At 69.3% G+C, this 25867-nt stretch carries 25 protein-coding genes, 1 tRNA gene and 1 riboswitch; of the genes, 14 read left to right on the top strand and 12 right to left on the bottom strand.

The features are described 5' to 3' along the window. Window positions 1–8: 8 nt before the first annotated feature. From GVV77_RS15750 to GVV77_RS15725, 6 genes are all read right to left on the bottom strand, one after another. Window positions 9–431 carry a heat shock protein transcriptional repressor HspR gene (locus tag GVV77_RS15750; protein WP_159619937.1) on the bottom strand — a complete coding sequence of 141 codons (423 nt, stop codon included), beginning with the start codon at window positions 429–431 and terminating at the stop codon, window positions 9–11. A 44-nt stretch (window positions 432–475) separates the two neighbouring features. Then, window positions 476–1453, bottom strand: coding sequence for a DnaJ C-terminal domain-containing protein (locus GVV77_RS15745; protein ID WP_159619935.1), 978 nt, complete (start codon window positions 1451–1453; stop codon window positions 476–478). A 169-nt stretch (window positions 1454–1622) separates the two neighbouring features. Next, complete coding sequence (locus GVV77_RS15740; RefSeq protein ID WP_159619933.1) at window positions 1623–2300, bottom strand: nucleotide exchange factor GrpE; 678 nt, start codon at window positions 2298–2300, stop codon at window positions 1623–1625. Window positions 2301–2302: 2 nt separating this feature from the next. Then, window positions 2303–4165, bottom strand: coding sequence for a molecular chaperone DnaK (gene dnaK / locus GVV77_RS15735; RefSeq protein WP_159619931.1), 1863 nt, complete (start codon window positions 4163–4165; stop codon window positions 2303–2305). 127 nt (window positions 4166–4292) lie between these two features. Further along, window positions 4293–5174, bottom strand: a complete 882-nt coding sequence (locus tag GVV77_RS15730) for an esterase/lipase family protein (protein WP_201293258.1) — start codon at window positions 5172–5174, stop codon at window positions 4293–4295. Next, window positions 5134–7311, bottom strand: a complete 2178-nt coding sequence (locus GVV77_RS15725; protein WP_159619927.1) for an MMPL family transporter — start codon at window positions 7309–7311, stop codon at window positions 5134–5136. The genes GVV77_RS15730 and GVV77_RS15725 overlap by 41 nt, the downstream gene beginning before the upstream one ends. Window positions 7312–7411: 100 nt before the next feature. On the opposite strand from GVV77_RS15725, the gene GVV77_RS15720 reads away from it, so the two are divergent. The 5 genes from GVV77_RS15720 to GVV77_RS15700 are packed head-to-tail and all read left to right on the top strand — an operon-like array spanning window position 7412 to window position 12389. Further along, a complete protein-coding gene (locus GVV77_RS15720; RefSeq protein ID WP_159619925.1) occupies window positions 7412–7909 on the top strand; it encodes a MarR family winged helix-turn-helix transcriptional regulator in 498 nt (165 codons plus the stop codon). Then, the gene (locus GVV77_RS15715; protein ID WP_159619923.1) at window positions 7906–8703 is read left to right on the top strand and encodes a methyltransferase domain-containing protein; all 798 of its coding nucleotides are present in this window, start codon (window positions 7906–7908) and stop codon (window positions 8701–8703) included. The genes GVV77_RS15720 and GVV77_RS15715 overlap by 4 nt, the downstream gene beginning before the upstream one ends. Before the next feature lie 49 nt (window positions 8704–8752). Beyond that, window positions 8753–9370, top strand: coding sequence for a LysE family transporter (locus tag GVV77_RS15710; protein ID WP_159619921.1), 618 nt, complete (start codon window positions 8753–8755; stop codon window positions 9368–9370). A gap of 54 nt (window positions 9371–9424) precedes the next feature. Continuing rightward, window positions 9425–11485 carry an aminodeoxychorismate synthase component I gene (pabB, locus tag GVV77_RS15705; RefSeq protein ID WP_159619919.1) on the top strand — a complete coding sequence of 687 codons (2061 nt, stop codon included), beginning with the start codon at window positions 9425–9427 and terminating at the stop codon, window positions 11483–11485. Window positions 11486–11513: 28 nt separating this feature from the next. Beyond that, complete coding sequence (locus GVV77_RS15700; protein WP_159619917.1) at window positions 11514–12389, top strand: aminodeoxychorismate lyase; 876 nt, start codon at window positions 11514–11516, stop codon at window positions 12387–12389. A gap of 36 nt (window positions 12390–12425) precedes the next feature. Here GVV77_RS15700 and GVV77_RS15695 read toward each other — a convergent pair whose 3' ends face one another. From GVV77_RS15695 to GVV77_RS15685, 3 genes are read right to left on the bottom strand one after another with little or no spacing between them, the layout of a single operon-like run. Then, window positions 12426–13223, bottom strand: a complete 798-nt coding sequence (locus GVV77_RS15695; RefSeq protein ID WP_159619915.1) for an energy-coupling factor transporter transmembrane component T family protein — start codon at window positions 13221–13223, stop codon at window positions 12426–12428. Continuing rightward, window positions 13220–14713 carry an ABC transporter ATP-binding protein gene (locus GVV77_RS15690; RefSeq protein WP_159619913.1) on the bottom strand — a complete coding sequence of 498 codons (1494 nt, stop codon included), beginning with the start codon at window positions 14711–14713 and terminating at the stop codon, window positions 13220–13222. Before GVV77_RS15690 ends, GVV77_RS15695 begins: the two co-directional genes overlap by 4 nt. Beyond that, window positions 14710–15324 carry an ECF transporter S component gene (locus GVV77_RS15685; protein WP_159619911.1) on the bottom strand — a complete coding sequence of 205 codons (615 nt, stop codon included), beginning with the start codon at window positions 15322–15324 and terminating at the stop codon, window positions 14710–14712. The genes GVV77_RS15690 and GVV77_RS15685 overlap by 4 nt, the downstream gene beginning before the upstream one ends. Before the next feature lie 66 nt (window positions 15325–15390). Next, window positions 15391–15523: riboswitch (TPP riboswitch) on the bottom strand. A gap of 119 nt (window positions 15524–15642) precedes the next feature. On the opposite strand from GVV77_RS15685, the gene GVV77_RS15680 reads away from it, so the two are divergent. Both GVV77_RS15680 and GVV77_RS15675 read left to right on the top strand, forming a co-directional pair. Continuing rightward, entirely contained in the window at window positions 15643–15903 is a 261-nt protein-coding gene (locus tag GVV77_RS15680) for a DUF4235 domain-containing protein (protein ID WP_133403667.1), read from the top strand. A gap of 101 nt (window positions 15904–16004) precedes the next feature. Then, on the top strand, window positions 16005–17369 hold the full coding sequence (locus GVV77_RS15675) for an MFS transporter (RefSeq protein ID WP_159619979.1): 1365 nt from the start codon (window positions 16005–16007) through the stop codon (window positions 17367–17369). A 211-nt stretch (window positions 17370–17580) separates the two neighbouring features. Here GVV77_RS15675 and GVV77_RS15670 read toward each other — a convergent pair whose 3' ends face one another. The 3 genes from GVV77_RS15670 to GVV77_RS15660 all read right to left on the bottom strand — a co-directional run bounded on the left by GVV77_RS15670 (window position 17581) and on the right by GVV77_RS15660 (window position 20199). Next, a complete protein-coding gene (locus GVV77_RS15670) occupies window positions 17581–18531 on the bottom strand; it encodes a hypothetical protein (RefSeq protein ID WP_159619909.1) in 951 nt (316 codons plus the stop codon). 219 nt (window positions 18532–18750) lie between these two features. After that, window positions 18751–19326, bottom strand: a complete 576-nt coding sequence (dcd, locus tag GVV77_RS15665) for a dCTP deaminase (protein ID WP_120167593.1) — start codon at window positions 19324–19326, stop codon at window positions 18751–18753. Between the two features lie 18 nt (window positions 19327–19344). Next, window positions 19345–20199 (bottom strand): tryptophan 2,3-dioxygenase, encoded by an 855-nt coding sequence (locus GVV77_RS15660; protein WP_159619907.1) that lies wholly within the window; start codon window positions 20197–20199, stop codon window positions 19345–19347. Between the two features lie 118 nt (window positions 20200–20317). Between GVV77_RS15660 and GVV77_RS15655 the strand changes: the two genes are divergently transcribed. From GVV77_RS15655 to GVV77_RS15625, 7 genes are all read left to right on the top strand, one after another. Further along, window positions 20318–21370, top strand: a complete 1053-nt coding sequence (locus GVV77_RS15655; RefSeq protein ID WP_159619905.1) for a M4 family metallopeptidase — start codon at window positions 20318–20320, stop codon at window positions 21368–21370. Beyond that, window positions 21367–21645 (top strand): protealysin inhibitor emfourin, encoded by a 279-nt coding sequence (locus GVV77_RS15650; RefSeq protein ID WP_159619903.1) that lies wholly within the window; start codon window positions 21367–21369, stop codon window positions 21643–21645. The genes GVV77_RS15655 and GVV77_RS15650 overlap by 4 nt, the downstream gene beginning before the upstream one ends. A gap of 191 nt (window positions 21646–21836) precedes the next feature. Then, a tRNA-Gly gene (locus tag GVV77_RS15645) sits at window positions 21837–21907 on the top strand. A gap of 97 nt (window positions 21908–22004) precedes the next feature. Continuing rightward, window positions 22005–22430, top strand: coding sequence for an aspartate 1-decarboxylase (gene panD, locus GVV77_RS15640; RefSeq protein WP_159619901.1), 426 nt, complete (start codon window positions 22005–22007; stop codon window positions 22428–22430). A 267-nt stretch (window positions 22431–22697) separates the two neighbouring features. Further along, entirely contained in the window at window positions 22698–24011 is a 1314-nt protein-coding gene (locus GVV77_RS15635) for a sugar ABC transporter substrate-binding protein (protein ID WP_159619899.1), read from the top strand. Continuing rightward, the gene (locus GVV77_RS15630) at window positions 24008–25012 is read left to right on the top strand and encodes a carbohydrate ABC transporter permease (protein ID WP_246199864.1); all 1005 of its coding nucleotides are present in this window, start codon (window positions 24008–24010) and stop codon (window positions 25010–25012) included. Before GVV77_RS15635 ends, GVV77_RS15630 begins: the two co-directional genes overlap by 4 nt. After that, window positions 25012–25854 carry a carbohydrate ABC transporter permease gene (locus GVV77_RS15625; RefSeq protein ID WP_159619897.1) on the top strand — a complete coding sequence of 281 codons (843 nt, stop codon included), beginning with the start codon at window positions 25012–25014 and terminating at the stop codon, window positions 25852–25854. The genes GVV77_RS15630 and GVV77_RS15625 overlap by 1 nt, the downstream gene beginning before the upstream one ends. Window positions 25855–25867: the final 13 nt, after the last annotated feature.

Here is a 25867-nt window from a genome sequence, read left to right as displayed (position 1 = left end):
CCGTCCGCTCAGTTGCGGGCGATGTCCGGGCGCCAGACCATGACGGCCTGGCTGCGGGCCCGCGGGCGCTGGCCCCGGGCCAAGGTGACGACGTCGCCGGCCAGCCCGGCGGCGAACACCCGGCTGGGATCGGGCTGACCGCGGCGCTGCGCCAGTTCGGAGCTGAGTTCCCGGACCCTCTGCTGCAGCGCCGACACCTGGTTCTCGAGTTCGAGGATGCGGCGGATCCCTTCGAGGGAAACCCCTTCGTGGGATAGCCGCTGGATCTCGCGGAGGGTGCTGACGTCCTTCTGGGAGTACCGCCGGGCGCGCCCGGGAGCCCGGCTCGGTGTGACGAGGCCGAGCCGGTCGTACTGGCGCAGCGTCTGCGGGTGCATGTCGGCCAGCTCGGCGGCGACCGAGATGACATAGATCGGCATCTGACTATCCATGATGGTCTCCTTCCGGGTGCCGCGTGCGGGGGACGGGTGTGCGGTTAGAGCCGGGCCTTGGCCGCCAGGCCCGCGCGGGGGTTGGCGTCGGCGGTCGCGGCGGCGAACGCCTCAACCGCGGCGGCGGCCTCCTTGGAGAGGTTCTGGGGCACCACGACGTCGATGGTCACAAGCAGGTCCCCGGTCACCTTCGGCGTGGACACCCCGCGGCCCTTGAGCCTCAGCGTCCTGCCCGAGGGGGTACCCGGCGGGACCTTCATCTTGACCAGGTCGCCGGTGATGGTCGGCACTTCGATCTGCGCGCCGAGTGCGGCCTCAGGGAAGGTCACGGGCACGTGGACCTTGATGTTGTCGCCGTCGCGCTGGAAGAGCGGATGATCCTTGACGTTCACCGTGACCATGAGGTCGCCGCTGCCCGCCGGCCCCGACTGGCCGCGTCCGCGCACCCGCACCTTCTGGCCGTCCTTGATGCCGGCCGGGATGCGGACGTCGATGACCTCCCCGGAGGGCTCGCGCAGTCCAATGGTGGTGCCCTTGATGGACCCGGCGAAGGAGATGGTGGTGCTGGCGGTGCGGTCGGCGCCCTTGCGCGGCGGCGCGTCGAAGCCACCGCCGAACCCGCCGCCGCCGCCGAAGAGGTCGGCGAACTCGGGCGGGAGGTTGCTGTAGCTGTTGCCGCCGCGGGTGCGGGGCCCGGCGCTCTGGCCGAAGAGGTTTCCGAAGATGTCCTCGAAGCCGGCGCTGCCGCCTGGCGCCCCGGCGCCGGCGGCGGTGAAGCGGGCGCCGCCGCCCATGGCGCGGATGGCGTCGTACTGCTGGCGCTGCTCGGAGTCGGACAGCACGGAGTACGCCTCGGAGACGTCCTTGAACATGCGTTCGGACCCGGCGTCGCCCTGGTTCTGGTCAGGGTGGTGCTTGCGGGCGAGTTTGCGGTACGCCTTTTTGATGTCGGCGTCGGTCGCGTCCTTGGAGACACCGAGGATCTTGTAAAAATCCTTATCGACCCAATCCTGACTAGCCAATTGGAGTCTCCTTTCACTGCTTCTTAACGATGTAGGGAACAGTACCTGCAGGAGGCACTGCCGACGCTGGCCGGGTTCCCGGGGAAGGCGGCTTTAATACTTCCGGCGAGCTCTGCGAGCGGGAAGTTTCGTTGCCGCCGTCCGGGGACCCGGCCAGCATTGACGGAGCTTACTCCGGTACTGCGACGATCACTTGCGCCGCCCGCAGCACGCGGTCGCCCTTGCGGTAGCCGGCGCGGAGTACCTGGCTGACGCTGTCGGCCTGAACGTCCGCGCTGGGCTGCTGGATGAGCGCCTCGTGGATGTTCGGGTCGAACGCCACGCCGGTCTCGTCGATGCGGGTCAGCTCGTACGCCTTGAGGGCGTTTTCGAACTTGCCAGCGATCGCCGCGAACGGTCCGTCGGCAAGGTCGCCGTGCTGGCGCGCGGCGTCGATGTCGTCGAGGACCGGCATCAGCGAGTTCAGAACGCCGATGACGGCCTGGTCGCGTGCAACGTCGCGGTCCCGCTCGACGCGGCGCCGGTAGTTGACGTACTCGGCCTGCAGCCGGAGCAGGTCGTTGCGCAGTTCGGCGATGACCTCCGTCACCGGCGCGTCCTCGCCCTCGCCGGCCTCGTTGAGGATGGCTTCCGCCTGGGCGAGCGCGTCGCCGTCGGCGGAGTCCGGGACGGCCGGCGCCGGGGGCGCCTGCTCCCCGGCCGCCCCGGACACCGGCTCGGCCGGTGCCGGGTCGCCGGCGTCCTTCTGCTGCCCACGGACGGCGCCCGTTTCAGGGTCGATCTTGCGGTTGTCCCGGAAGCTCACTGGCTCTGACTGGTACTCTTCTTCATTTCCGTGGTGCGGCATGGTTACTTCTTTTCTTCGTCGACAACCTCGGCGTCAACGATGTCATCGTCCTCCGCCGGGGCGGGGCCGGATCCGTCGGCCGATGCTCCGGGGCCGCTCTGTCCGTCCTGCTGGGCGGAGGCGTAGATGGCTTCGCCGAGCTTGGACTGGGAGGCCTGCAGCTTCTCGAACGCGGTCTTCACCTCGTCCTCGTTGTCCTGGGACTCGAGCGCCTTCTTGAGGGCGTCGACGTCGGCCTGAACCTCGGTCTTAACCTCCTCGGGCAGCTTGTCCGAGTTGTCGGCGATGAGCTTGTCGACGGAGTAGGCGAGCTGCTCGGCGGCATTGCGGGTGTCGGCTGCCTCACGGCGGGCCTTGTCCTCGGCTGCGTGCTCCTCGGCCTCGCGGACCATGCGGTCGATGTCTTCCTTGGAAAGGGAGGAACCACCGGTGATGGTCATCGACTGCTCGGTGCCGGTGCCCTTGTCCTTGGCGGATACGTGCACGATGCCGTTGGCGTCGATGTCGAAGGTGACCTCGACCTGCGGCACTCCGCGCGGGGCCGGCGCGATGCCGGTCAGCTCGAAGGTGCCCAGCGGCTTGTTGTCGCGGGTGAACTCGCGCTCGCCCTGGAAGACCTGGATCGCCACGGACGGCTGGTTGTCGTCGGCGGTGGTGAAGGTCTCGGACCGCTTGGTCGGGATGGCGGTGTTGCGCTCGATGAGCTTGGTCATCATGCCGCCCTTGGTTTCGATGCCGAGGGAGAGCGGGGTGACGTCGATCAGCAGGACGTCCTTGCGCTCGCCCTTCAGCACACCGGCCTGCAGTGCGGCGCCGACCGCGACGACCTCATCGGGGTTGACGCCCTTGTTGGGCTCCTTGCCGCCGGCGAGCTCCTTGACCAGCTCGGAGACCGCGGGCATGCGGGTGGAGCCGCCGACCAGGATGATGTGGTTGATGTCCGAGACCTTGATGCCTGCCTCGGAGATCACATCGTGGAACGGCTTCTTCGTGCGGTCGAGCAGGTCCTTGGTGAGGTCCTGGAACTTGGCGCGGGAGAGGTGCTCGTCCAGGTGCACCGGTCCCTCCGGGGTGACGGAGAGGTACTGCAGGGAGATGTTGGTCGAGGTGGCCGAAGAGAGTTCCTTCTTGGCCTGCTCCGCGGCCTCCTTCAGGCGCTGCAGGGCGATCTTGTCCTTGGACAGGTCGGCACCCTTGGCCTTGGCCTGCGCGAGCAGGAAGTCGACGACGCGCTGATCCCAGTCGTCGCCGCCCAGGCGGTTGTCACCGGAGGTGGAGCGGACCTGGATGGTGGAGAACTGGTCCTCGTCCTTGCCGACTTCGAGCAGGGAGACGTCGAAGGTTCCGCCGCCGAGGTCGAACACGAGGATGAGCTCGTCTTCCTTGCCCTTGTCCAGGCCGTACGCGAGCGCGGCGGCGGTGGGCTCATTGACGATGCGCAGCACCTTCAGGCCTGCGATCTCGCCGGCCTCCTTGGTGGCCTGGCGCTCGGCGTCGTTGAAGTACGCGGGAACGGTGATGACGGCGTCGGTCACCTTCTCGCCAAGGTAGGACTCGGCGTCGGTCTTCAGCTTCTGAAGGATGCGGGCCGAGATTTCCTGGGCGGTGTACTTCTTGTCGTCGACGGGGATGGACCAGTCGGTGCCCATGTGGCGCTTGACCGACGCGATGGTGCGGTCGATGTTGTTGACGGCCTGGCGCTTGGCGATTTCGCCGACCAGCACCTCACCGGCCTTGGAGAACGCAACGATGGAGGGCGTGGTGCGCGCGCCCTCGGCGTTCGCGATAACGGTGGGCTCGCCGCCTTCGAGGACTGAAACAACTGAGTTGGTGGTTCCGAGGTCAATGCCTACTGCACGTGACATGCAAGTTTCCTTTCGACAGCCCGGGAATATGCTGGCCGCTCAACCGCCGGGCGCGTAGATTGAGCGTTCTTCACTCAACTGTACTCCGCCCTCGTCGAGAGTCAAACCAAAGTTGAGCCTGCCCTGCTCAACTTTGAAATGTCGGGAAACATTCCGGCTGATACAGGGGGCTCGCCGGGCCCTTGGAGGCCAGGGCGTGGCTGACCAGTTGGTGTACCACTGGATCGTTGGGCGCCTGGTCGTGCTCGATCGGGTCGAGCGGGCACTTGTCCTGAAGGGTGATGTTCGTAACCTGCCGGGCCGGCCCGCTGAGGAACTGGCTCGGATAGGGAGTGACGACCTCGTCGTACTTCGTGGAAAGCACGGTGTAGAACGGCCCGTTGACCGTGTCGCCGATCGAGTTCAGCTTCGCAAGGAAGGCCGACCCCGCCTCCTGGTCCGCGCACGCCTGGCAGAGGAAACCCGCGTCGCCGGTCCCCAGAGGGACTTGGTCCGGCGTCGGCGCAATAACCCCTTCGGTTCCGTGGTTGGACGGGGCAATCCCGACGAGGTGATTGACCTTTTTCGCTCCGCCGAGGAACCCGAGGTAGTACCGGGGCATCATTCCGCCCTGGCTGTGCCCCACCATGTCCACTTTCTGGGCCCCGGTGGCGCCCAGCACCCCGTCAACGAAGGAGGCGAGCTCTCCGGCGGAGTCGGCAATGGGCCCGGTGGCGTCGACGCCGTTGGTGGTGCCGTAGTTGAGGGCGAAGACGCAGTAGCCCTCGGCCGCCAGGCGGGGCGAGAGCGTCGACCAGTTCTTCGCCATGCTCTCGAAGGTGCCGGGAACCAGCACCACGGGCCGCGGGTGCTCGGCGCTGGGCTTGCAGGACCAGTCATTGGCTCCGGGCGGGGCGATGTCCGGAGTGTCGGCCGACGCGGGTGCTCCCGCCTTGCCCGCCTCGGGGCAGGCCGCCGGGCGGCCGGACTCAGGCGCGGTGGGCCGCCACCTCACGGTGCTCGTGCTCACCGGTGTCGGGCCCGGCGGCGCGGTGGGCCGGCGCCTGGCCCTTGGCCAGCGCGGAGGGCCACCAGATGCGCGGGCCCAGGTCATAGGCCAGCGCCGGCACCAGCAGCGACCGCACCAAAATGGTGTCAAGCAGCACGCCGAAAGCGACGATGAAGGCGATCTGCGCGAGGAAGAGGATCGGGATGACGCCCAGGGCGGCGAAGGTGGCCGCCAGCACCACCCCCGCGGAGGTGATGACGCCGCCGGTCACGCCCAGCCCGCGCAGGATCCCGGGCCGGGTGCCGAGCCGCAGCGACTCCTCGCGGACCCGGGTCATGAGGAAGATGTTGTAATCCACCCCCAGCGCCACGAGGAACACGAAGCCGAACAGCGGCACGGAGGCGTCGGCCCCGTCAAAGCCGAGCAGGTTGTTGAAGACCAGCGCCGAGACGCCCAGGGCCGTCGCATAGGAGAGCACGACGCTCAGGATCAGCAGCACCGGCGCCACGACGGCGCGCAGCAGGAGCATCAGGACCACCAGGATGACGGCGAGGACGATGGGGATGATCTTGCCCAGGTCGGCCACCGCGGTGTCGTTGGTGTCGACGGCGATCGCCGTCACGCCTCCGACCAGCGAGTCGGGGCTCTGCTGCTCCAGTTCGGCGCGGAGGTCCCGCACCACGTTCTCGGCGTCCTCGGAGTCGGCCTGGAACTGCAGCGTGCCGCTGATCAGCACCCGGCCGTCGTTGACCTCGACGGCTCCGGCGGGGTCGGTGGCGAGGGCCGCCTCGGAGATGCCGGGGGTGTCCCCGACGAGGTCCAGGACGCGGTCCCAGTCCTCTTCGGGGGCGATGACGGCGATCGGGCTGCCGGCGCCTGCGTCGAAGTGGCGGCCGAGCGCTTCCTGCCCGTCGACGGCGTTGGATGAGCTCAGGATCACTTCCGACTGCGGTACGCCGCTGGCCTGCAGCTGGGTGAGCCCGAGCGCTCCGGCTCCCAGGATGACCAGGGAGCCGATCCAGACCGCACGGTACCGGCGGGCCACCAGGACGGCGGCCGCCCGCCACAGCCCGCGCAGGCCCTCGGTGCCCGCGGGCCCGCCGGTGGAGGCGTTCCGGGCGGTGGCCCCCACCTTCGGCCGCAGCGGCCAGAAGGCGGCGCGGCCGAAGATCAGCAGAAGGGCTGGGAGCAGGCTCAGCGCGGCCGCCAGGGAGAAGACGATGCCGATGGCAGCGATGGGCCCGAGGCTGCGGTTCGAGTTCAGGTCGGAGAAGAGAAGGCACAACAGCCCCAGGATCACGGTGGCCGCCGAGGCCGCGATGGGCTCAACCGATCCGCGGTAGGCCCGCTTCATGGCCTCCCAGGTGGACTGCACCTCCCCCAGGCTCTCCCGGAAACGGGCCACCAGGAGCAGCGCGTAGTCGGTCGCCGCGCCGATCACGAGGATGGAGAGGATGCCCTGGCTCTGGCCGCTGAGCTGGATCCAGTCCCACTTGGCGAAGGCGAACACCACGAGAATGGAGGTGGCCAGGGCGAACACCGAGGTCAGCAGGACAAGGAACGGCAGCACCAGGGAGCGGTAGACGCCGAGCAGGATGAGGAACACGCAGCCCAGCGCCACACCGAGCAGGATCCCGTCGATGCCGCCGAAGGCGCTGACCAAGTCGGCGGTGAACCCCGCCGGCCCGGTGACGTAGCCGGTGGCGCCGTCTGGCAGTTCCGCATTGAGCACCTCCCGCAGCTCGGCGACCACCTCGCCCAGTTCGGCGTCGGCCGAGACGAAGGCGAGGTACTGCACGGCGCCGAGGTCCTCCGACGGGATGGGCCCGACGACGGTGGGGCCGCCGCCGGCCGGCGCCTCGAGGCCCTCGACCTCGGCGAGCTGCCCTGCGACGGCGGCGTAGGCGCCGAGCTCACCGGGCGCGATGTCCTGCGCGGACTCGGCGACGAGAACGGCCGGCACCGCGTCGGAGTCCCGGAACTGCTCCTCGAATTCGCCGGCGGCAGTGGACTCGGCGCTTGCGGGCAGGAAGGACGCCTGGTCGTTGCTCGAGACCTCCTCGAGCCGGCCGAAGGTGGGGCCGCCGAAGCCGGCGCCGACCAGCCAGACCAGGACGATGAGGGCCGGGAGCAGGACGCGCAGCCAGGTGCTTTTCATGATGGGCCTTCCAAAGTAATTATCTCTGCGGTCGAGTATATCCATGATGGAGATAAATGCGGAAGGGGCCTAGAGTAGGAACGGGAAGCGAGGTGCAACAGTGGGTAAGGACAACCGGGCGGCCATCCTGGCCCTCCTGCAGCAGTTCACGGCGGAGACCGAGCGCTATGTCGATGTGGTCAGCGCCAAGGACGCCCTGCACCGGACCGACCTGCACGCCCTGGGCATCCTCGTCGGGGCGGCCCGGTCGGGGACAACTGTCACTCCGGGCAGGCTGCGTGAGGAACTGAACCTCAGTTCCCCCGCGACGACGGCCCTGATCGACCGGCTCACCACCGCCGGGCACGTCACCCGCGCCCGCAGCGACATCGACCGCCGGCAGGTGCACCTGGAGATGACCGAGAAGGCGCAGGCTGCCGGGTCACGGCTCTTCGCGCCCCTCGCGCAGCACATTTCGGCGGCGCTCGATCAGTTCAGCGACGACGAGCTCGCCCTGCTGAGCACGATGCTGGAGCGCATCACCGCGGCAACGATTACTGCGAAGAATGACGCCGGGAGGCTGCCCGGACCGGCACCGGGCGCTACCCTCGGACCATGAACAGCGAGGTGTACTCCCACGGCCACCACCCCAGCGTCACCCAGGCACACGCCGCCCGCACCCTCGCGGATTCCGGCGCCTACCTGATCGGGCACCTGCGGCCGGGCATGGACGTGCTCGATGTGGGCTGCGGGCCCGGGAGCATCACCGCCGACCTGGCGCGCGCCGTTGCCCCCGGTACCGTGACGGGCCTCGACCGCTCGCCCGAGGTGGTGGCCGAGGCCGCCGGCCTCGCCGCGGACCTGCCCACTGTGCGCTTCCAGACCGGGAACGTCTACGACCTCGACTTCCCCGATGAGAGCTTCGACCTCGTCCACGCCCACCAGGTCCTGCACCACCTTGCCGATCCGGTGGCGGCCCTGCGCGAGATGCGCCGGGTCGCCCGCCCCGGCGGACTGGTGGCGGTACGCGACGCCGACTACGCCGCCATGACCTGGTACCCCCGGCTTCCGGAGCTGGACGAGTGGATGGAGCTCTACCAGCGGATCGCCCGCGGCAACGGTGCCGAACCCGACGCCGGACGCCGCCTGCTCGGCTGGGCGCAGGACGCCGGGTTCCAGGACGTCGAGGTTTCCTCCTCGAACTGGCTCTACGCCACCGACGAACGCCGCCGCGCTCACTCGGAGTCCTGGGCCGCACGGGTGCTTCACTCGGCGTTCGCCGACCAGGCGCTGGAACGGGGACTTGCAGACCGGGACGACCTCGAACGCATCTCGGCCGGGTGGCTCGCGTGGGGGCGCGCGCCGGAGGCCACCTTCCTCATGCCGAGCACGGAGATCCTAGCCCGCCCCTGACCCGGGCCCGAAGGCGGGGCCGGCAGCGGCCACGAATTACTATGAACAGGTGAACCCCTCGGTCTGGCTCGCGCTCCTGGGCGCCGGCACCCTCATCAGCTTCACCCCCGGCGCCGGCGCGGTGAACACCATGAGCAACGCGCTCACTGTCGGCTTCCGCCGGGCGATCTGGGGCATCGCCGGCCAGCAGGCCGGGCTCCTGATCCACATTCTCGTCGTCGCGGCCGGGCTCGGGCTGCTCGTCGCCAGCTCCCCGGTGGCCTTCAGCATCATCCGCTATGCGGGCGCCGCGTACCTGATCTATCTCGGCGTCCGGAAGTTCCTGGCGGCACCGGAGCCCGAGGAAACCGCCTCCACCCGCCGTCTGGAGGGCCCGCTCTCCATGTTCCGGCGCGGGCTGTGGGTGAACCTGCTCAACCCGAAGGCGGTCGTCTTCTTCCTGGCATTCATCCCGCAGTTCATCGAACCCCAGAAGCCGCTGCTGGGCCAGTACGGCGTGCTTGCGGGAACGGTGGTGGCCATCGACGTGCTGGTGATGTGGTTCTTCTACGCCGCCGCGGCACGCTCCTTCCAGCGCTACACCCGCAGCCACCGCGGGCAGAAGGCCCTCAACCGGGTCTTCGGCTCCCTTTTCGTCACCGTGGGGGTGCTCCTTGCCTTCGCCTGATGCCCCTCCCTGCGCCATCCCCCGCCGGCCCCCCGGCACCCGGTGGAAGTAGCAATGGAAGCCCATTCCGGCCGCGCCGGCGTCCCCCTCATCCTCGCCGTGGACGGGCGTTCCGGCGCGGGCAAGACCACCCTGGCCGTGGAACTCGCGGCGCTGCTGCGCGAACACCACCGCGTGAGCCTGTTCCACCTCGAGGAGATCTACCCCGGCTGGGACGGACTCGCCGGGGGCCTGGACCGCTACGTCGAGTCGGTCCTGCGCCCCCTGGCCGCCGGGGGCACGGCCACCTGGCACGCCTGGGACTGGGAGCACGGAACCGACGGCCCGCTGCGGAGCACCGAACCGGCCGAGATCGTTCTCGTGGAAGGCGTCGGGGCCTCCTGCGCCGCCGCCCGGCCATACCTCGACGCCGCCCTGTGGGTCGAGGCGCCCGACGACGCCCGCCGCAACAGCGCCCTCACCCGGGACGGCGACACGTTCGCCCCGTTCTGGCAGCGCTGGGCCGAGCAGGAACTCGCCTGGCTCGCCCAGGACGACCCGGCCGGCAACGCGGACCTCATCGTGCAAGGCCACAGCGGCAGAGGCACCCCGCACGAGGTCCGGCTGGCCCTGTCCGGGCTGCCGCGCTGGGCCGCCCCCATGTCCCCGGAGCGCGCCGGGCGCCGCGGCCTGCGGGTCCACGCCGAGCGCCTGGAGCATGAACCCTCGACCCCGGAGGTGTTCGCCGAACTGTACGGCTCATCGCCCTCGGCGGTGTGGCTCGACAGCTCCGACGCCGGGTTAACCACCGCACCGGAGCGCAGCCGGTTCACCATCCTGGCCGACGACGGCGGCCGGTACGGCCAGTCGGTCCGCCACCGCGCCGGCCTCAGCGAGGTCACCGCGGGTGCCGTCACGGCGCGCATCTCCGGGCAGTTCTTCCGCTGGCTCGACGGCGTCTGGGGCCGCGGCAGCATGCGCGCGCCCGCCGGCTATGAGTGCGGCTTCGCCCTCGGCTGGCTGGGCTACCTCGGCTACGAACTGAAGCGGGAGACTGGAGGAACGTCCCTGCCGGCGGCTCCGCTTCCCGACGCGGCGCTGATCTTCGCCGGGCGCGCCGTCGTCGTCGACCACCAGCAGCGGTGCACCTTCCTGCTCACCCTCGGCGACGGCACGGCCGACCCGGAGTGCGGACGCTGGCTCGAGGCCGCCCGGGCCGCGGTGCTCGGCGCCCCGGCCCCGGGAAGCCGCGCCACCCGGAACACCGCGCCGGCCGGACCGGCCCCCGTCTTCACCGCCCGCGACACCCGCGCCGGGTATCTCGGCAAGGTTCAGGAATCCCAGGCCGAGATCGGGGAGGGCAACACCTACGAGGTCTGCCTGACCACCGTGCTGGAGGCCCGGCTCGAAGACGCCGTCGACCCGCTGCCGCTGTACCTGGCGCTGCGGGAGGCCAACCCCGCGCCCTTCGCCCACCTGCTGCGCTTCCCCGGCGCCGTGCTCGCCAGCACCTCCCCCGAGCGGTTCCTGCGGCTCGACGCCGACGGGTTCCTGCGCGCCGAGCCCATCAAGGGCACCCGGCGCCGCTCCGCCGACCCGGCGGAGGACGAAGCCCTCCGGCGGGACCTCGCTACGTCGCTGAAGGACCGCGCGGAGAACATCATGATCGTCGACCTGCTGCGCAACGACCTCTCGCACTTCGCCGTCCCGGGTTCCGTGACGGTCAGCCGCCTGTGCGCCATTGAAAGCTACGCCACCGTGCACCAGATGGTCAGCACCATCGACGCCCGGCTGCGGCCGGGGTCCTCACGCGCGGAGGCCGTCTCCGCGGCGTTCCCCGCCGGGTCGATGACCGGGGCGCCGAAGATCAGCACCATGGCCCTGCTCGACCGGCTGGAGGGGGCTCCGCGGGGCGCCTATTCCGGGGCGGCCGGCTACTTCTCCCTGACCGGCGCGGCGGACCTCGCCGTCGTCATCCGCACCCTCGTCCTCGAGGACGACGGCCGGGCCACCCGGGTCTCGCTCGGCGTCGGCGGGGCGATCACCGCCGACTCCGTGCCCGAGGAGGAATGGGAGGAAGTGCGCACCAAGGCCTTCGGCGTGCTGTCGGCCCTCGGGTCCCGCTTCCCCGACTGAGACCCGCCGCGGTCGTTATGCTGGCGGCATGACAGTTCTGGTGTTCCTTGATCCAGCCTTCGAGCACGGCCGCGTCGTCGATGCGTCCCAGCCCCAGCTCATGGCCACCGACCAGGGCGCGACGCGCGGCGACGGCGTCTTCGAATCCCTGCTCGCCGTCGACGGAGGCGTCCGCAAGGAACAGGCGCACCTTGCACGGCTGGCGTCGTCGGCCGAGGCCCTGCGCCTGGAGATTCCTGGCGCGGAAGTGTGGAGCCGGGCCATCCGCACCGCGCTCACGGAGTACGCCGCGTCAGCCCCCGGCCAGCCCGAGGCCGTGGTGAAGCTGATCGCCACCCGCGGGCTAGAGGGCGCAGGGCCCACGGCATGGGTTTCCGTCTCCCCCGTCCCGGCCGCCACGCGCCGGCAGCGGGAAACCGGCGTTTCGGTGCTGCTGCTCGACCGCGGCTATGACAGCACCGCCGCCCAGCACGCCCCCTGGCTGCTGCTGGGCGCCAAGACCCTCTCCTACGCGGTGAACATGGCGGCCATCCGCCACGCGAAGGAACACGGCGCCGACGACGTCATCTTCACCTCCTCCGACGGGAAGGTCCTCGAGGGGCCCACCTCCACGGTGCTGACCGCCCGCCACCGCGGCGGCGTCAAGACGCTCGTGACGCCCCAGCTAGAGAGCGGAATCCTGCCCGGAACCTCCCAGGGTGCGTTGTTCAAGGCGGCGGCCGAGACCGGCTGGCAGCTCGGTTACGGCCCGCTGGAGCCGAAGGACCTGCTGGAGGCTGACGCCGTCTGGCTGATTTCGAGCATCCGGCTGCTGACGCCAGTGACGGCAATTGACGGTACGGCCATCCCCACGGCACCGGAGCTCACCGCGGAACTCGCGGCGCTGGTCGACCGGTTCCTCTGACCGCGGCTCCCCTGCACCGGCTCTGGGCTCCGGACCTCAGGTCAGGAGCAGGCTCCAGGTCCCGGCCGCCACCGCGGCGGTCACCGCGGCCGCGGCGAGCGCGGTACCTGCGGCGGCAACCCAGAGATCGACGGCACTGAACGTGCTCTGCCGCGCCCAGGTCCGCGGACCGGCTCCGAAGCCGCGGGCCTCCATGGCCACGGCGAGGCGGGTGGCCCGGCGGATCGCCTGGACCAGCAGCCCGAAGGACTGGCCCAGGAAGTCCCGCACGCGGGCGAGAGGGCTCCCATCCGGTCCGGCGCCGCGGGCGTGGCGGGCCAGACCGAGCATGCGCCACTGATCGAGCAGGAGACCGGCGAGCCGCATCGCGGCTAGCGCGCTCAGGACGAACCGGTGCGGCAGGCGCAGCTTCTGCCCCAGGGCATCGGCGAGGTCGGTCGGGTCGGTCGAGATCAGGAGGAAGATGCCGGGCAGGGCCACGGCCAGCCCGCGCAGGGCCACCGCGATGCCGGCGCCCACCGAGCCCTCGGTGAAGAGAAAGGGTCCGGCGTCAAGGAGCACGCGTCCCGTCTTCTCGGCCAGCAGAGCCGTGCCGTACCCGCCTACCGCCGCCGCGGCCACCAGCGGCCAGATCCGCAGCAGAAGCCTGCGGACACTGATCCCCAGCAGGGGCATCAGCAGCAGTTCCCCGGAGAGCACGACGGCGGCGCTGACCCAGTCGATGCTGAGCATGACCGCCACCGTCACGATTGCCGCGGCGAACAGCTTCGAGAGCGGGTTGGCCCGCAGCAGCACCGCCCCGCTGAGAACGGGCGCCGAGAGGTCCGCGCTCATGCCGCCGCCGTCAGCCCGGCGCTGCCGGCGCGCACCTCGAGGATGCCGCCGCCGAGGGCCCGGGTGAAGTCATCGTCGTGGGTCACTGACACCACGATGCGTCCCTCCGCGACGAGCCCGCGCAGCAGGCCCACCAGTTCGGCCCAGGTTCCGGCGTCCTGGCCGAATGTCGGCTCATCGAGCACCAGGACAGCGGGCCGGGTGGCGAGCACGGTCGCCACCGACAGCCTCCGTTTCTCCCCGCCGGAGAGCGTGAACGGGTTGGCGCGCAGCAGGTGGGTCAGCCGCAGCCGCTCGGCCAGGGCCTCGATCCGGGGACCGTATTCGGCGGCGGAGATCCGGGCCGAGCGTGGCCCGAATTCAAGCTCCTGCGCGACGGTGCCTGTGAGGAACTGGTGCTCGGGGTCCTGGAAGACGGATCCGATGCGCTGCACCAGCTGGGCGGACTTCCACCGCGCCGGGTCCGGCCCGGCGCCGCGGGCCAGCGTATCGGCGGCGGTGACGGTTCCCGCGCGGGCGCGCAGCAGGCCGGCGAGGGTCAGGGCCAGCGTGGACTTGCCCGACCCGTTCGCCCCGACAATGCTGAGCGCCGAGCCCTCCGGCAGGGACAGGTCCACCCCCTCAAGGACCACCGGGCCCCGCCGGGTGCGCGCCACGGAGAGCCCGCGGGCGGCCAGCAGCTCCGGTCCCGGAGTCCGCGTTCCCGGTACCTCCGCCAGCGGCGGACGCCAGCCGGGGATCCACACCCCGGCAGCCGCGAGCACCGAGCGGGTGGCCGGGTCTCCCAGCACCGCTGCGGGCGGGCCGTCGGCGAGAATGCCGCCGCCCGCACCGAGGACCACAACCCGGTCGACGACGTCGGCCCATACCGCCACCCGGTGTTCGACGACGACCAGGGTCGCGTTCGTCCGGTCGAGGGTGCGCACCACCGCGTCGCGCACCTCGGTGATGCCCTGCGGGTCCAGGTTGGCCGTCGGCTCGTCGAGGAGCAGCAGCCCCGGCCGCATGGCAAGGACCGCCGCGAGGGCGAGCCGCTGTTTCTGCCCTCCCGAGAGCGCGGAGGTGGAGCGGTCGAGCGGAACGTCGAGACCGACGTCGTCGAGGGACTCCCGGACGCGCCGCCAGATCTCCGGGCGCGGCACCGAAAGGTTCTCGGCCCCGAAGGCCACCTCGTCCCCGACCCGGGCGAGCACGATCTGGGAGTCCGGGTCCTGAAGCACCAGCCCGGCCCGGCCGCGGCGGGCCGCGGGCGGTTCGCCGTCGAGCAGGATCCTGCCCTCCTGCTCGCCCTCCTCGGCGTCGCCCAGGACGCCGGCGAGCGCGGAGAGCAGGGTCGATTTGCCCGATCCCGACGCGCCCAGCAGCAGCACCCGCTCGCCGGGTTCGACGTGCAGGTCGACGCCCCGCACCGCGAAGCCCGGCCGCCCGGCGTGCCGCCACCCCCACCCCTCGGCGGTGGCGGCGACCGGGCGGGTGGAGCCCGGGGTCACCGGTCCGCCGTGCGTCCGGCGGCGAAGGAGGAAAGCACCCCGGTCTTCGCCAGCCCGCGCACGGCAAACCAGGACAGCAGGCCGGCGATGAGGATGCCCGAGACCGAGGCGAACAGCACGTACAGCAGCTGATACTCCACGGACCAGAGGGCGTTGTAGAGGATGTTCTCGCTCATGGCCAGGGCGATGCCGGCGCCGAGCCCGGCCAGCAGGGCCACCCCAAGGTTCCACCTCCGGTACAGGAACAGCAGGAACACCAGTTCCGCGCCGAGGCCCTGGACGAAGCCCGAGAGCAGCACCGACAGCCCGAACTGGGTGCCGAGCAGGGCCGAAACGGCGGCGGCGAGGACCTCGCAGTAGATGGCGGCGCCCGGCTTGCGGATGATCAGGCCGCCGAGCACCCCGGCGATCAGCCAGCCCCCGGTGTAGAGCCCGGTAAGCGGAGGGAACGCGCTGGTCAGCAGCTGGACGCCGCTGTAGCCGGCGGACCAGGCGAAAAAGATGACGCCGACGGCGACGCCGAGGACAGACGCGACGACGATGTCGACAACGCGCCATTGGAAGCGGCGCGGGGACGTGCCCGTGCCGGTGGTGGCCTTGGTGAGAGCCATGGTGGAATCCTCCTGAGGTACAGGAGGGGAGGGCGCTCCGCCCACGGCACGCGTGCCGGCGGCGTTCGCCCTGAGAACTCGACTCCCTTCGCCGGTACTAACCGGATCAGGTTCGAGGGTCTGCGGTGGTCCGCACTCTCAGCGCCCGGTTCCGTCGGCAGCTCTGCTGCGTCCGGTCGGCGCTCCCCTGTCGTATGTTTGCGCGACCGAGTCTACACCCGGGCCGGGCAGGGGCGCCCGAGCGGTTCTCCGCCGCGGTGCCGCCCGGGCCCGGCACCGCTACGCTTGTTTCAGATTCAGCCAACTCAAGGAGACGCAATGCACCTGCTGATTAAACTGCTCGGTACCGGAATGGGCCTCGGCGCTGGGATTGTCGCCAGCAAGCTTGTCGACTTCCTGTGGGAGAAGATCACCGGGGAGGCCTCACCCAAGGGCACCGAGGGACTTGAGAACACCGTACGTTCCGCACTGGCTTTCGCCCTGATCTCAGGTGCCATCAGAACCACCATCCAGGTGTTCACCAACCGCACCATGCAGAAGGCGATCGAGCGGTTCGAGAAGACCCGCGACCTCACCTGAGCCCGGGGTAAGCTGCACGGAAACCCGCCGAACGCGCCGGCCGGGCGTCGGGTCGGGGCGCCGGTAGCATTCACCCTATGACGAAGGACCAGCAGCTGCCGATGCCCGTGAAGAGCGCTGATCCGGCGCCACCGGACCGGCCCGCTCCGATCCTCTCGCGGCAGGTCCTGTCCTGGGCCTCGTGGGACTGGGGCTCCGCGGCCTTCAACGCGGTGATGACCACGTTCGTGTTCACCGTGTACCTGACCTCCGACGCCTTCGGCGGGGAGGAACGGGCCTCCTCCACCCTGGGCTGGGGACTCGCCGCCGCCGGCCTGCTGATCGCCCTTCTCGCGCCGGTCACCGGCCAGCGGTCGGACAACGGGGGCCGCCGGAAGCTCTGGCTCGGCGTGAACAGCCTGGTCGTGGCCCTGCTCACAGGGCTGTGCTTCTTCGTCTTCCCCCGGCCCGAACTGCTTCTCCTCGGCGTGGCCCTGATCGCCGCCGCGAATATCTTCTTCGAGTTCGCCGGCGTGAACTACAACGCCATGCTCTCCCAGATCTCCACTCCGGCCAGCGTCGGCCGGATCAGCGGCTTCGGCTGGGCCATGGGGTACGTGGGCGGCATCATCGCCCTGGTCATCGTCCTCGTAGCCTTCGTCCAGCCGGTGGTGGATTGGGCCGGGTCCTCGACCGAGGACGCCCTCAACATCCGCCTGGTGGCGGTCTTCTCCGCCCTGTGGTTCCTCGCCTTCGCCCTGCCCGTTATGTTCGCCGTGCCCGAGGTGCCCCGGCAGCCGAAAGCGGCGCAGCTCGGCTTCTTCGCCTCCTACGGGCTGCTGATCCGGCGGGTGAAGGCCATCTACCGGACCAGCCCCCACACCATTTTCTTCCTGCTGGCCAGCGCGGTCTTCCGCGATGGCCTCGCCGCCGTCTTCACCTTCGGCGGGATCATCGCTGCCGGCACCTTCGGCTTCGAGCTGAGCCAGGTGATCGTCTTCGCCATCGCAGGCAATGTGGTCGCCGCGCTGGGCGCCGTCGTCGGCGGGTACTTCGATGACCGGGTCGGGCCCAAGCGGGTGATCGCGGCCTCGCTGATCGGCCTGCTGGTCGCCGGCTCCGCGGTCCTGATCCTCGGTGCCGAGACGTATTCCTTCTTCGGCATGGCGTGGTCGGGCGACACCACCTTCTGGGTGTTCGGCCTCCTGCTGACCCTGTTCGTCGGTCCCGCCCAGGCATCCTCGCGGGCGTACCTTGCCCGGCTGGCCCCGGAGGGAGGCGAGGGGGAGCTGTTCGGGCTGTACGCCACGACCGGGCGCGCCGTCAGTTTCCTCGCCCCGACCCTGTTCGCCCTGTCGATCGGCATCTTCGGCGCGCAGCGGTACGGCATCCTCGGGATCCTGGTCGTGCTGCTGGTGGGCCTGCTCCTGCTGCTGCCGGTGAAGCCTCCGGCGCAGGTGGCTCCGGCCGTCGTCCCGGAGGCCTGAGGCGCCCGTCGTTCGCCATCCGGAGCGTCCGCTCGCTGCTCCCCGGCACCGAAACTGCACGCCACCGCCTTCGGCGGCACTCCGCCGAAACCGCAGCACACCACGCTTCGAAGCGCCCAGAACGTGGTGAGCTGCCGTTTCAACCTGAGGACGACGACGGCGAGACAGCGCGGACAGCGCCGCCCGCGGAACGGCCGCCGTGGATTTTCACTCACTCGACCAGGCGGCGTCCGTCCCAGCCGTTTCGCATCAGGGCGTCCCGCACCTTCACCACCGCCGCTGCTGAACCGAAAGCGTCCATGAGGCGTGCGGTGATGATGACCTGGGTCCACCCGGCCCGGACCGTCGCTTCATTGCGCGCGATGTCCAGCTCCTGTCGCTCCCGCTCGAAGTGGTGTGCGCCGTCGTACTGGATGGCGACCTTGTACTTCGGGTACGCGAGATCTGGCCATACGACGTGACCTCCGGCTTCGTCGGTGATGACCCATCCCAGCACAGGTTCTGGAAGCTCCGCCCGGACGAGGGCAAGACGGAGCAGAGTCTCGGGTGCGGAATCACATCCCACCCGGAGCAGCGGCAACGCCTCCCGCGCAGTGCGCACTCCCCGTGTCCCTCGATGGGTCGTCAGCAGCTGCGACAACTCTTCGACGGAAGCCATGGCGTCCCGCTTCTCCGCGAAGATCCTGTTGTTCCGGTTCACCACGTGGTCCCCGGCCGCTACCAGGGCATCGACTGGAATGAGCTGTGCAAGGTCGAACCAGGTCCGGGCCGGGGTGGTGACCGCAATACCGTCGAGCGTTGTCGTCTCCGTCGGCGGAAGCGTCATCGAATGGCCCCGCACGCCCTTTCGGCGAGGGGCCGACGTCCCGTGCGGACAGATGAGATGGACGGCAAAGCCGGGCCCGAGGTCACCCGGCAGGGGAAACCCCCACAGACGTGCGGCCGTCGAAAACCCGACAACCGCCCCCGGGGTCACTGCGAGCAGCGGGCGCAAGGAGTCGGCGAGCGCCTGGGTTGCGCCCCACGGCACCCGTATCCCCCGGCTGGGTGTGGTGAGGTCGGAGGATTCGGTCCGCCGTCGTGAGACACCGGTCAACCTCGCCTCCTCGAGGGTGAAGGAGCGGCCGGAGAGGGCCCGTGGCAGGGGTTGTGGAGAGCGCATGCGGCCAGTGTCCGGAAGATGCCGGGGCCATCGACGTCGGATCCGCGCTATGTGGATGCCGGGAGCGGGCACCGACGCCCGTGCTCCCCACCGAAACTGTAGATCACCACGCTCTACGTGCCCCGGAGGGTGGTTATCTGCACACTCGGCGCATTGAGGGCGCGGCCGGGCGAAAGGGGCCCGGTGGAAGGGGCCCGGTGGAAGGTGCCCAGGACAGGGCTAGATCGACGTCCTGTGGAAGTTGAGGTGGCTGCGGGAGGCGGTGGGGCCGCGCTGGCCCTGGTACCGGTTGCCGTACTCGCCCGACCCGTACGCGTGCTCCGCCGGGGAGGTCAGCCGGAAGAAGCACAGCTGGCCGATCTTGGAGCCCGGCCAGAGCTTGATCGGCAGGGTCGCCATATTGGAGAGCTCGAGGGTGACATGGCCGGAGAATCCCGGATCGATGAACCCGGCCGTGGAGTGGGTGAGCAGGCCCAGGCGCCCCAGGGAGGACTTGCCCTCGAGCCGCGCCGCGACGTCGTCGGGCAGGGTCACCGCTTCGTAGGTCGACCCCAGCACGAACTCGCCCGGGTGGAGGATGAACGGCTCGTCCGGGGCGACCTCGACGAGCCGGGTCAGGTCCGGCTGGTCCTCGGCCGGGTCGATGTGGGCGTACTTGTGGTTATCGAACAACCTGAAGTACCGATCGATCCGCACGTCGACGCTGGACGGCTGGACCATCGCCGGGTCGTAGGGATCCAGCTCGATGCGGGAGGCGGAAATTTCGGCACGAATATCACGGTCGGAGAACAGCACGCTACAAAACTACAGGAGTCAGCGGCCGATCTCGGTGCGCACGGCGAACAGCTCCGGGAAGAAGGTCAGCTCCAGCGCCCGCTGCAGGAAGCCGACGCCGGAGGAGCCGCCGGTGCCCTGCTTGAAGCCGATGGTGCGGGCAACGGTCTTCAGGTGCCGGAACCGCCACAGCTGGAAATTGTCCTCGAGGTCGACGAGCTCCTCGCAGGCCTCGTAGACATCCCAGTTGGCCGCCGCGTTCTCGTACACCTCCTTGTACACCTGGACGAGCGCGGGGGTGAAGACGTGGGCGGTGCTCACGTCGCGGTGCAGCAGTTCCTCCGGAACCGCGTAGCCGCGCCGGGCGAGGTAGGCGATGAACTCGTCGTAGATGCTGCTTTCGGTGAGCAGGCCCGAGAGCAGTGAGTGCGCGGCCTCGTCGTCGGCGAACACCGCCAGCATCGCCTCGTTCTTGTTGCCGAGCAGGAACTCCACCGCCCGGTACTGGTAGGACTGGAAGCCGCTCGCCGAGCCAAGGTCGCCACGGAATTCGGCGTACTCCGAAGGGGTCAGGGTTGCCAGCACCGACCACTGTTCGGTGAGCGAGCGCTGGATGTGCTTGATCCGGGCGATGCCCTTCATGGCGGCGCGCAGGTCGTCGGCGCGCAGGAACCGGCGGACCGCGCCGAGTTCGTGAAGGACGAGCTTGAGCCACAGTTCCGAGGTCTGGTGCTGGATGATGAAGAGCATTTCGTCGTGGTGCTCGGGCCGGCTGACCGGCTGCTGTGCGGCGAGCAGCAGGTCAAGGCGCAGGTAGGAGCCGTAGCTCATCTTGTCCGCGAAATCCCGTTCGATCCCGGCCTCGAGGCTGCGGGTGTTCTTCTCGACACTCATGGCTCAACAGTACGACCAGCTCCACCGCGGTCCACCGCCACGGGAGAGGGTGTCGCGGCGGCGGGTCATTGATGGGCGTCGGTGCCGGGGTCTAGGTTGGGACCAACCGAGGAGGCCCATGCACCCGCATCCGCACTGCAGCATCGTCCCGCCCCACCTGCTGGCCCATCTGGCGGCGGTGGATGACCCCCGGCACGCGGTGGCGGCGCGGGCCGCCCGCAGGGCCCTCGTGCAGCTCGACCCCCTGCTGGCCGACCGGGAGGAGGCTTTCGCGGCGCCGGTTCCGCCGCGGACCGCGGTGGGCGGGCCGCTGGAGCGCCGGATCTCCGACGCCGGAAGGCAGGAAATCCTGCCCGGCACACTGGTTCGGGGCGAGGGCGACGGTGCAACCGGGGACGAGGCCACCGATGAGGCCTACGACGGCCTGGGTGCCACCGATGCCCTCTTCCGCCAGGTGTTCGGAAGGGCGTCCATCGACGGCGCCGGCCTGCCCCTGGAGGCGACGGTGCACTACGGGGAGCTGTACGACAACGCGTTCTGGGACGGCGAACGCATGGTGTTCGGCGACGGCGACGGCGACGTCTTCGGCCGCTTCACCCGGTCGCTGACGGTGATCAGCCACGAACTGACCCACGGCTTCACCCAGTACTCGACCAACCTGGTGTACGAGGGCCAGTCGGGGGCGCTCAATGAATCCCTCTCGGACGTCTTCGGCGTGCTCGTCGAACAGCACCACCTCGGACAGACCGTGGAGCAGGCAAGCTGGCTCGTGGGCGAGGGCATCTTCACCGACCAGGTGCAGGGCCGGGCCCTGCGGTCCCTGGCCGCCCCGGGAACCGCCTACGACGACGACGTGCTTGGCCGGGATCCCCAGCCCGCGACCATGTCGGATTTCGTGATCACCACCTCCGACAACGGCGGCGTCCACATCAACTCCGGCATCCCCAACCACGCCTTCTACCTCACGGCGCTGCAGCTGGGCGGCTTCGCGTGGGAGCGGGCGGGCAGGATCTGGTTCGACGCCGCGGTCGGCGGCGGAATCCAGGCCAACAGCGGCTTCCGGCTCTTCGCCGATGTGACGCAGGAAGCGGCCCGTGCTCGGTTCGGGCAGGACTCGGAGGAGCACGAAGCGGTGAGGCAGGCGTGGGCGAAGGTGGAGGTGACCGGGTGAGGATCGAGATCTCCCGGTCGGGGGGCTTCGCCGGCATGACCCGGACCTGGAGCCTTGAGGTGAGCCCCGCCGAGGCCGAGGAGCGGTGGCTCCCGCTGGCCGGCCGGGCGGCGGAGGCGCCTCAGCAGGAGGAATCCCGGCCGGACCGGGACCAGCGCGACCGTTACGTCTATCACATCGTGATCGGGTACCAGGAGGTGACCCTGCCGGAGAGCCGGCTCGATGAGCCGTGGAAGGAACTGATCGAACGCGCCCGGCGCGGGTCGACCGGCTGACCGCCCGAACCGTGGGCTTCGCCCGCCGCGGGTCGACCGGCTGACCGCGGGTCGACCGCCCGGCGCAGGCGCAGGTGCAGGTGCAGGCACCGCCCGTTCCCCGCCGGAACCGGGCCTGCCGCGCCGGAGTGCGGCGGTCGCGGCCGGCCCCGCCGAAATGTTGTAGGGTTATGGAGCGGTTCAACCGCAGTGCGGGCGTAGCTCAATGGTAGAGCGCTAGCTTCCCAAGCTCGATACGCGGGTTCGATTCCCGTCGCCCGCTCTCCCTTCCCCTGCCGCGGCCCTCCGCAGCCCGTGCCTTGTGCGCTGTGAGCGATCCCGTCCTTGGCGCCTCACCGGCGGCAGTATCCTTGATCCTGATGAACCGGACAATGTTTAAATCCAAGATCCACCGGGCCACGGTGACGCACGCCGACCTTCACTACGTCGGCTCGGTGACCGTCGACCTCGATCTTCTCGATGCCGCCGATATTCTCCCCGGCGAGCTCGTGTCGATCGTCGACATCACCAACGGTGCACGCCTTGAGACCTACACCATCGCCGGCGAGCGCGGCTCCGGGGTTATTGGCATCAACGGGGCAGCAGCCCACCTGGTTCACCGGGGGGACCTCGTCATCCTCATCACCTACGCGTCGATGACTGACGAGGAAGCCCGGGCCTACGTCCCATCGGTGGTCCATGTCGACGCCGACAACCGGATTCTCCAGCAGGGCACCGATCCTGCCGAAGCCGTGACCGCAGGCCTGCAGCGCCCGCCGCACGCCGTGGACGCCGCCGCCCGCTAAGCGGCGATGCACGCCGTGGACGCCGCCGCCCGCTACGCGCCGCTGCCGCCGGACCGACCCCGTTATGCCTCTGTTATCCCCCCGTCACTGACGATCGCTTTCCGCATCCCCTGACACACCCGTCCCGCTGACTTTGATTCATAAGCCTCCTGTCTAGCGCATTCCGCGCTCGGGGCTTATGGTCAAAAAGCACGCTGGTTGTCTGGGCTGACGCCTCGCTTGAAGCGTCGGCTGGGTTGTCTACAAAGATGTGGAGGCTCGGTAGGTATGCCGACAAGGAAACGAAATTCCACCCGCAATCGATCGCGCGCCGGCACCGTGGCGTCGGTGCTGGCAGGCACGCTGCTCCTGAGCGGATGTGGCCCCGCGGACGGCACCAAGACCCTGACCTGGTACATCAACCCGGACGCCGGCGGTCAGGCCGACATCGCGGAGCGCTGCACCGAGGAGGCCGAGGGCGCCTACCGGATCGAGACCTCCCTCCTCCCCAGCGACGCCGCCTCCCAGCGCGAACAGCTCGCCCGGCGCCTCGCAGCCGGAGACTCCTCCCTCGACATCATGAGCCTGGACCCGCCGTTCATCCCCGAACTCGCGGAGCCGGGCTTTCTTGCTCCTGTGCCCGATGACGTCGCAGAGAGCACCACGCAGAACGTTGTCGAGGGGGCCCTCGCGGGAGCCACCTGGAAGGACGAGCTGGTCGCCATTCCCTTCTGGGCCAACACCCAGATCCTCTGGTACCGCAAGTCGGTGGCCGAGGCTGCCGGCCTGGACATGTCCAAGCCGGTCACCTGGGATCAGCTGATCGACGCCGCCGCCGAGCAGGACAAATACCTCGGCGTCCAGGGCGCGCAAGCCGAGTCGATGACCGTCTGGGTGAACGCCCTAATCGAATCCGGCGGGCAGTCGATCATCGTCGACCCGGAGGCGACCTCCGACGAGATCGAGCTTGCCCTCACCTCCCCCGCGGGGGTCGAAGCGGCCCGGATCGTCTCCACGATCGGCGACGAGGGACTCGGCGGTCCCGGTCTGGCAACCCAGGACGAGAACACCTCAATGATCAACTTCCAGGGAGACAACGGCTCGTTCATGGTGAACTGGCCCTTCGTCTGGCCCGCCACCAACGGCGCGGTCGAGGCAGGAACCCTTGACGCATCACTGATCGAGGACATCGGCTGGGGCGTCTACCCCCAGGTCACCGAGGGCGAGGAATCAGCTCCGCCGCTGGGCGGCATCAGCCTCGGCGTCGGGGCTGCCAGCGACAGCCCGGAGCTCGCCTACGAGGCGATCGAATGCATCGTTTCACCGGAGAATCAGGCCGAATACTTCGTCACCAACGGCAACCCGCCGGCCAACACCGAAGCCTACGAGGATCCACGGATTGAGGAGACCTTCCCCATGGCGGACACCATCAGGGAGTCCCTTGAACAGTCGGCTCCGCGCCCTCAGACCCCGTTCTACAACGAGGTCTCCACGGGCATCCAGCAGACCTGGGCCCCGCCGTCCGGCGTCAATCCTGAGACGACCCCGGAAAATTCAACCGAATTCATCATCTCCGTCCTCCGAGGGGAGCAACTGCTGTGACTTCTGCAATACCGGCAAGACCCGTCAGCCCCGACCTTGAGCCGGACACATCACCGGGCGTCGGGCCAGGCGGACCCTCCGACAAGAAGGCCACTGCCCAGTACAGCGACCGCGTCCGCGCCGAGCGCCGGCTCGGCTGGATGCTCGCCGGACCGGCGTTCATTGTCATGCTGGCGGTGACCCTGTATCCCATCCTCCAGGCCATCTACGAGTCCCTGTTCCAGTTCCGCCTCACCGCTCCCGGCGAGCGGGAGTTCATTGGACTGGGCAACTACGCGGTCATCCTGACCGATAACGTGTGGTGGACGGACCTCGGCGTCACCCTCCTGATCACCGTTATCACCGTCGCGGTCGAACTCGTCCTCGGGTTCGCCCTCGCCCTGGTGATGCACAAGGCCCTGAAGGCGGTGCGCGGTCCGCTGCGCACGGCGATCCTGGTGCCCTACGGCATCATCACCGTGGTCTCGGCCTTCGCCTGGTTCTACGCCTTCGACATCAACTCGGGCTACGTGAACAGCTGGTTCGCCTGGCTTCCGGGCATCGACGCCGACCTCAACTGGTTCGCCCAGGGGCCCACGGCACTGTTCGTGATCATGGCCTCGGAGATCTGGAAGACCACCCCGTTCATCTCGCTGCTCCTGCTGGCCGGGCTGGCCCAGGTTCCCGATGAGCTGACCGAGGCGGCCAAGGTCGACGGCGCGACCTGGTGGGAGCAGATGCGCAAGGTCATCATCCCGAACATGAAGGCCGCGATCATGGTCGCTGTGCTGTTCCGGGCGTTGGACGCTTTCCGCATCTTCGACAACGTGTTCATCATGACCAACGGCGCCTACGGCACAGAGGTGCTCTCGCTGCTGGCCTACCGGCAGTCGATCAGCAGGCTGGAGATCGGCCTCGGCTCGGCGGTGTCCGTACTTCTGTTCCTGTGCGTCCTGATCATCTGCTTCGTCGCCATCAAGCTGTTCAAGGTGGACCTCGCCGGGGCCCAGGGAGGTAAGTGATGACAAGTACAAAATCGAAGGTTCTATGGGGCATCGTCAGCGTGCTCGTCGCTGTCTACGCCCTGTTCCCCGTGGCGTCCATCCTCGCCACCTCGTTCAAGGCGCCCAGTGACCTGACGAACCGGAAGTTCCTGCCCTCGGCAGGGCAGGCAACCACCGGCAACTACGAGCAGATCCTGGTCGGCGACGCCCAGGGGCTGTTCCTGAGCGCCCTGCGCAACTCGATTGGCATCTGCCTGATTTCCACCTTCATCGCCGTCGTGCTGGCCACCCTGTGCGCTTATGCGATTGCCCGTCTTGACTTCCCCGGCAAGAAGCTCGTGCTGACCACCGCGCTGGCGGTCTCGATCTTCCCCGTCATCTCGATCGTGACACCGCTGTTCAACCTGTGGCGGTCCATCGGCCTGTACGACACGTGGCCGGGGCTGATCATTCCCTACCTCTCGCTGACCCTTCCCATCTCCATCTGGACCCTCGCCGCGTTCTTCCGGCAGATCCCCTGGGAGCTGGAGCAGGCGGCGCAGGTCGACGGCGCCACCACCTGGCAGGCGTTCCGGAAGGCGATCGTTCCCCTCGCCGCACCGGGCGTCTTCACAACGGCAATCATCGCCTTCTTCATCGCCTGGAACGACTTCGTGTACGGCATCTCACTGACCTCCACGGAGGTGGCGCGGCCGGTGCCGGCGGCGCTGGCGTTTTTCACCGGCGCCTCGCAGTTCGAGGAGCCGACCGGGGCGATTTCCGCGGCGGCCATCATCGTCACCATCCCCGTCGTCGTGCTGGTACTGGCGTTCCAGCGTCAAATCGTCTCAGGCCTGACCTCGGGCGCCGTCAAGGGCTGACGCCCCGGATCAA

The organism is Arthrobacter zhaoguopingii (genome assembly GCF_009828605.1).
GTDB lineage: Bacteria > Actinomycetota > Actinomycetes > Actinomycetales > Micrococcaceae > Arthrobacter_D > Arthrobacter_D zhaoguopingii.
The sequence above is the reverse complement of the archived record's forward strand: the minus strand, read 5'-3'. Positions and strand labels throughout refer to the sequence as shown.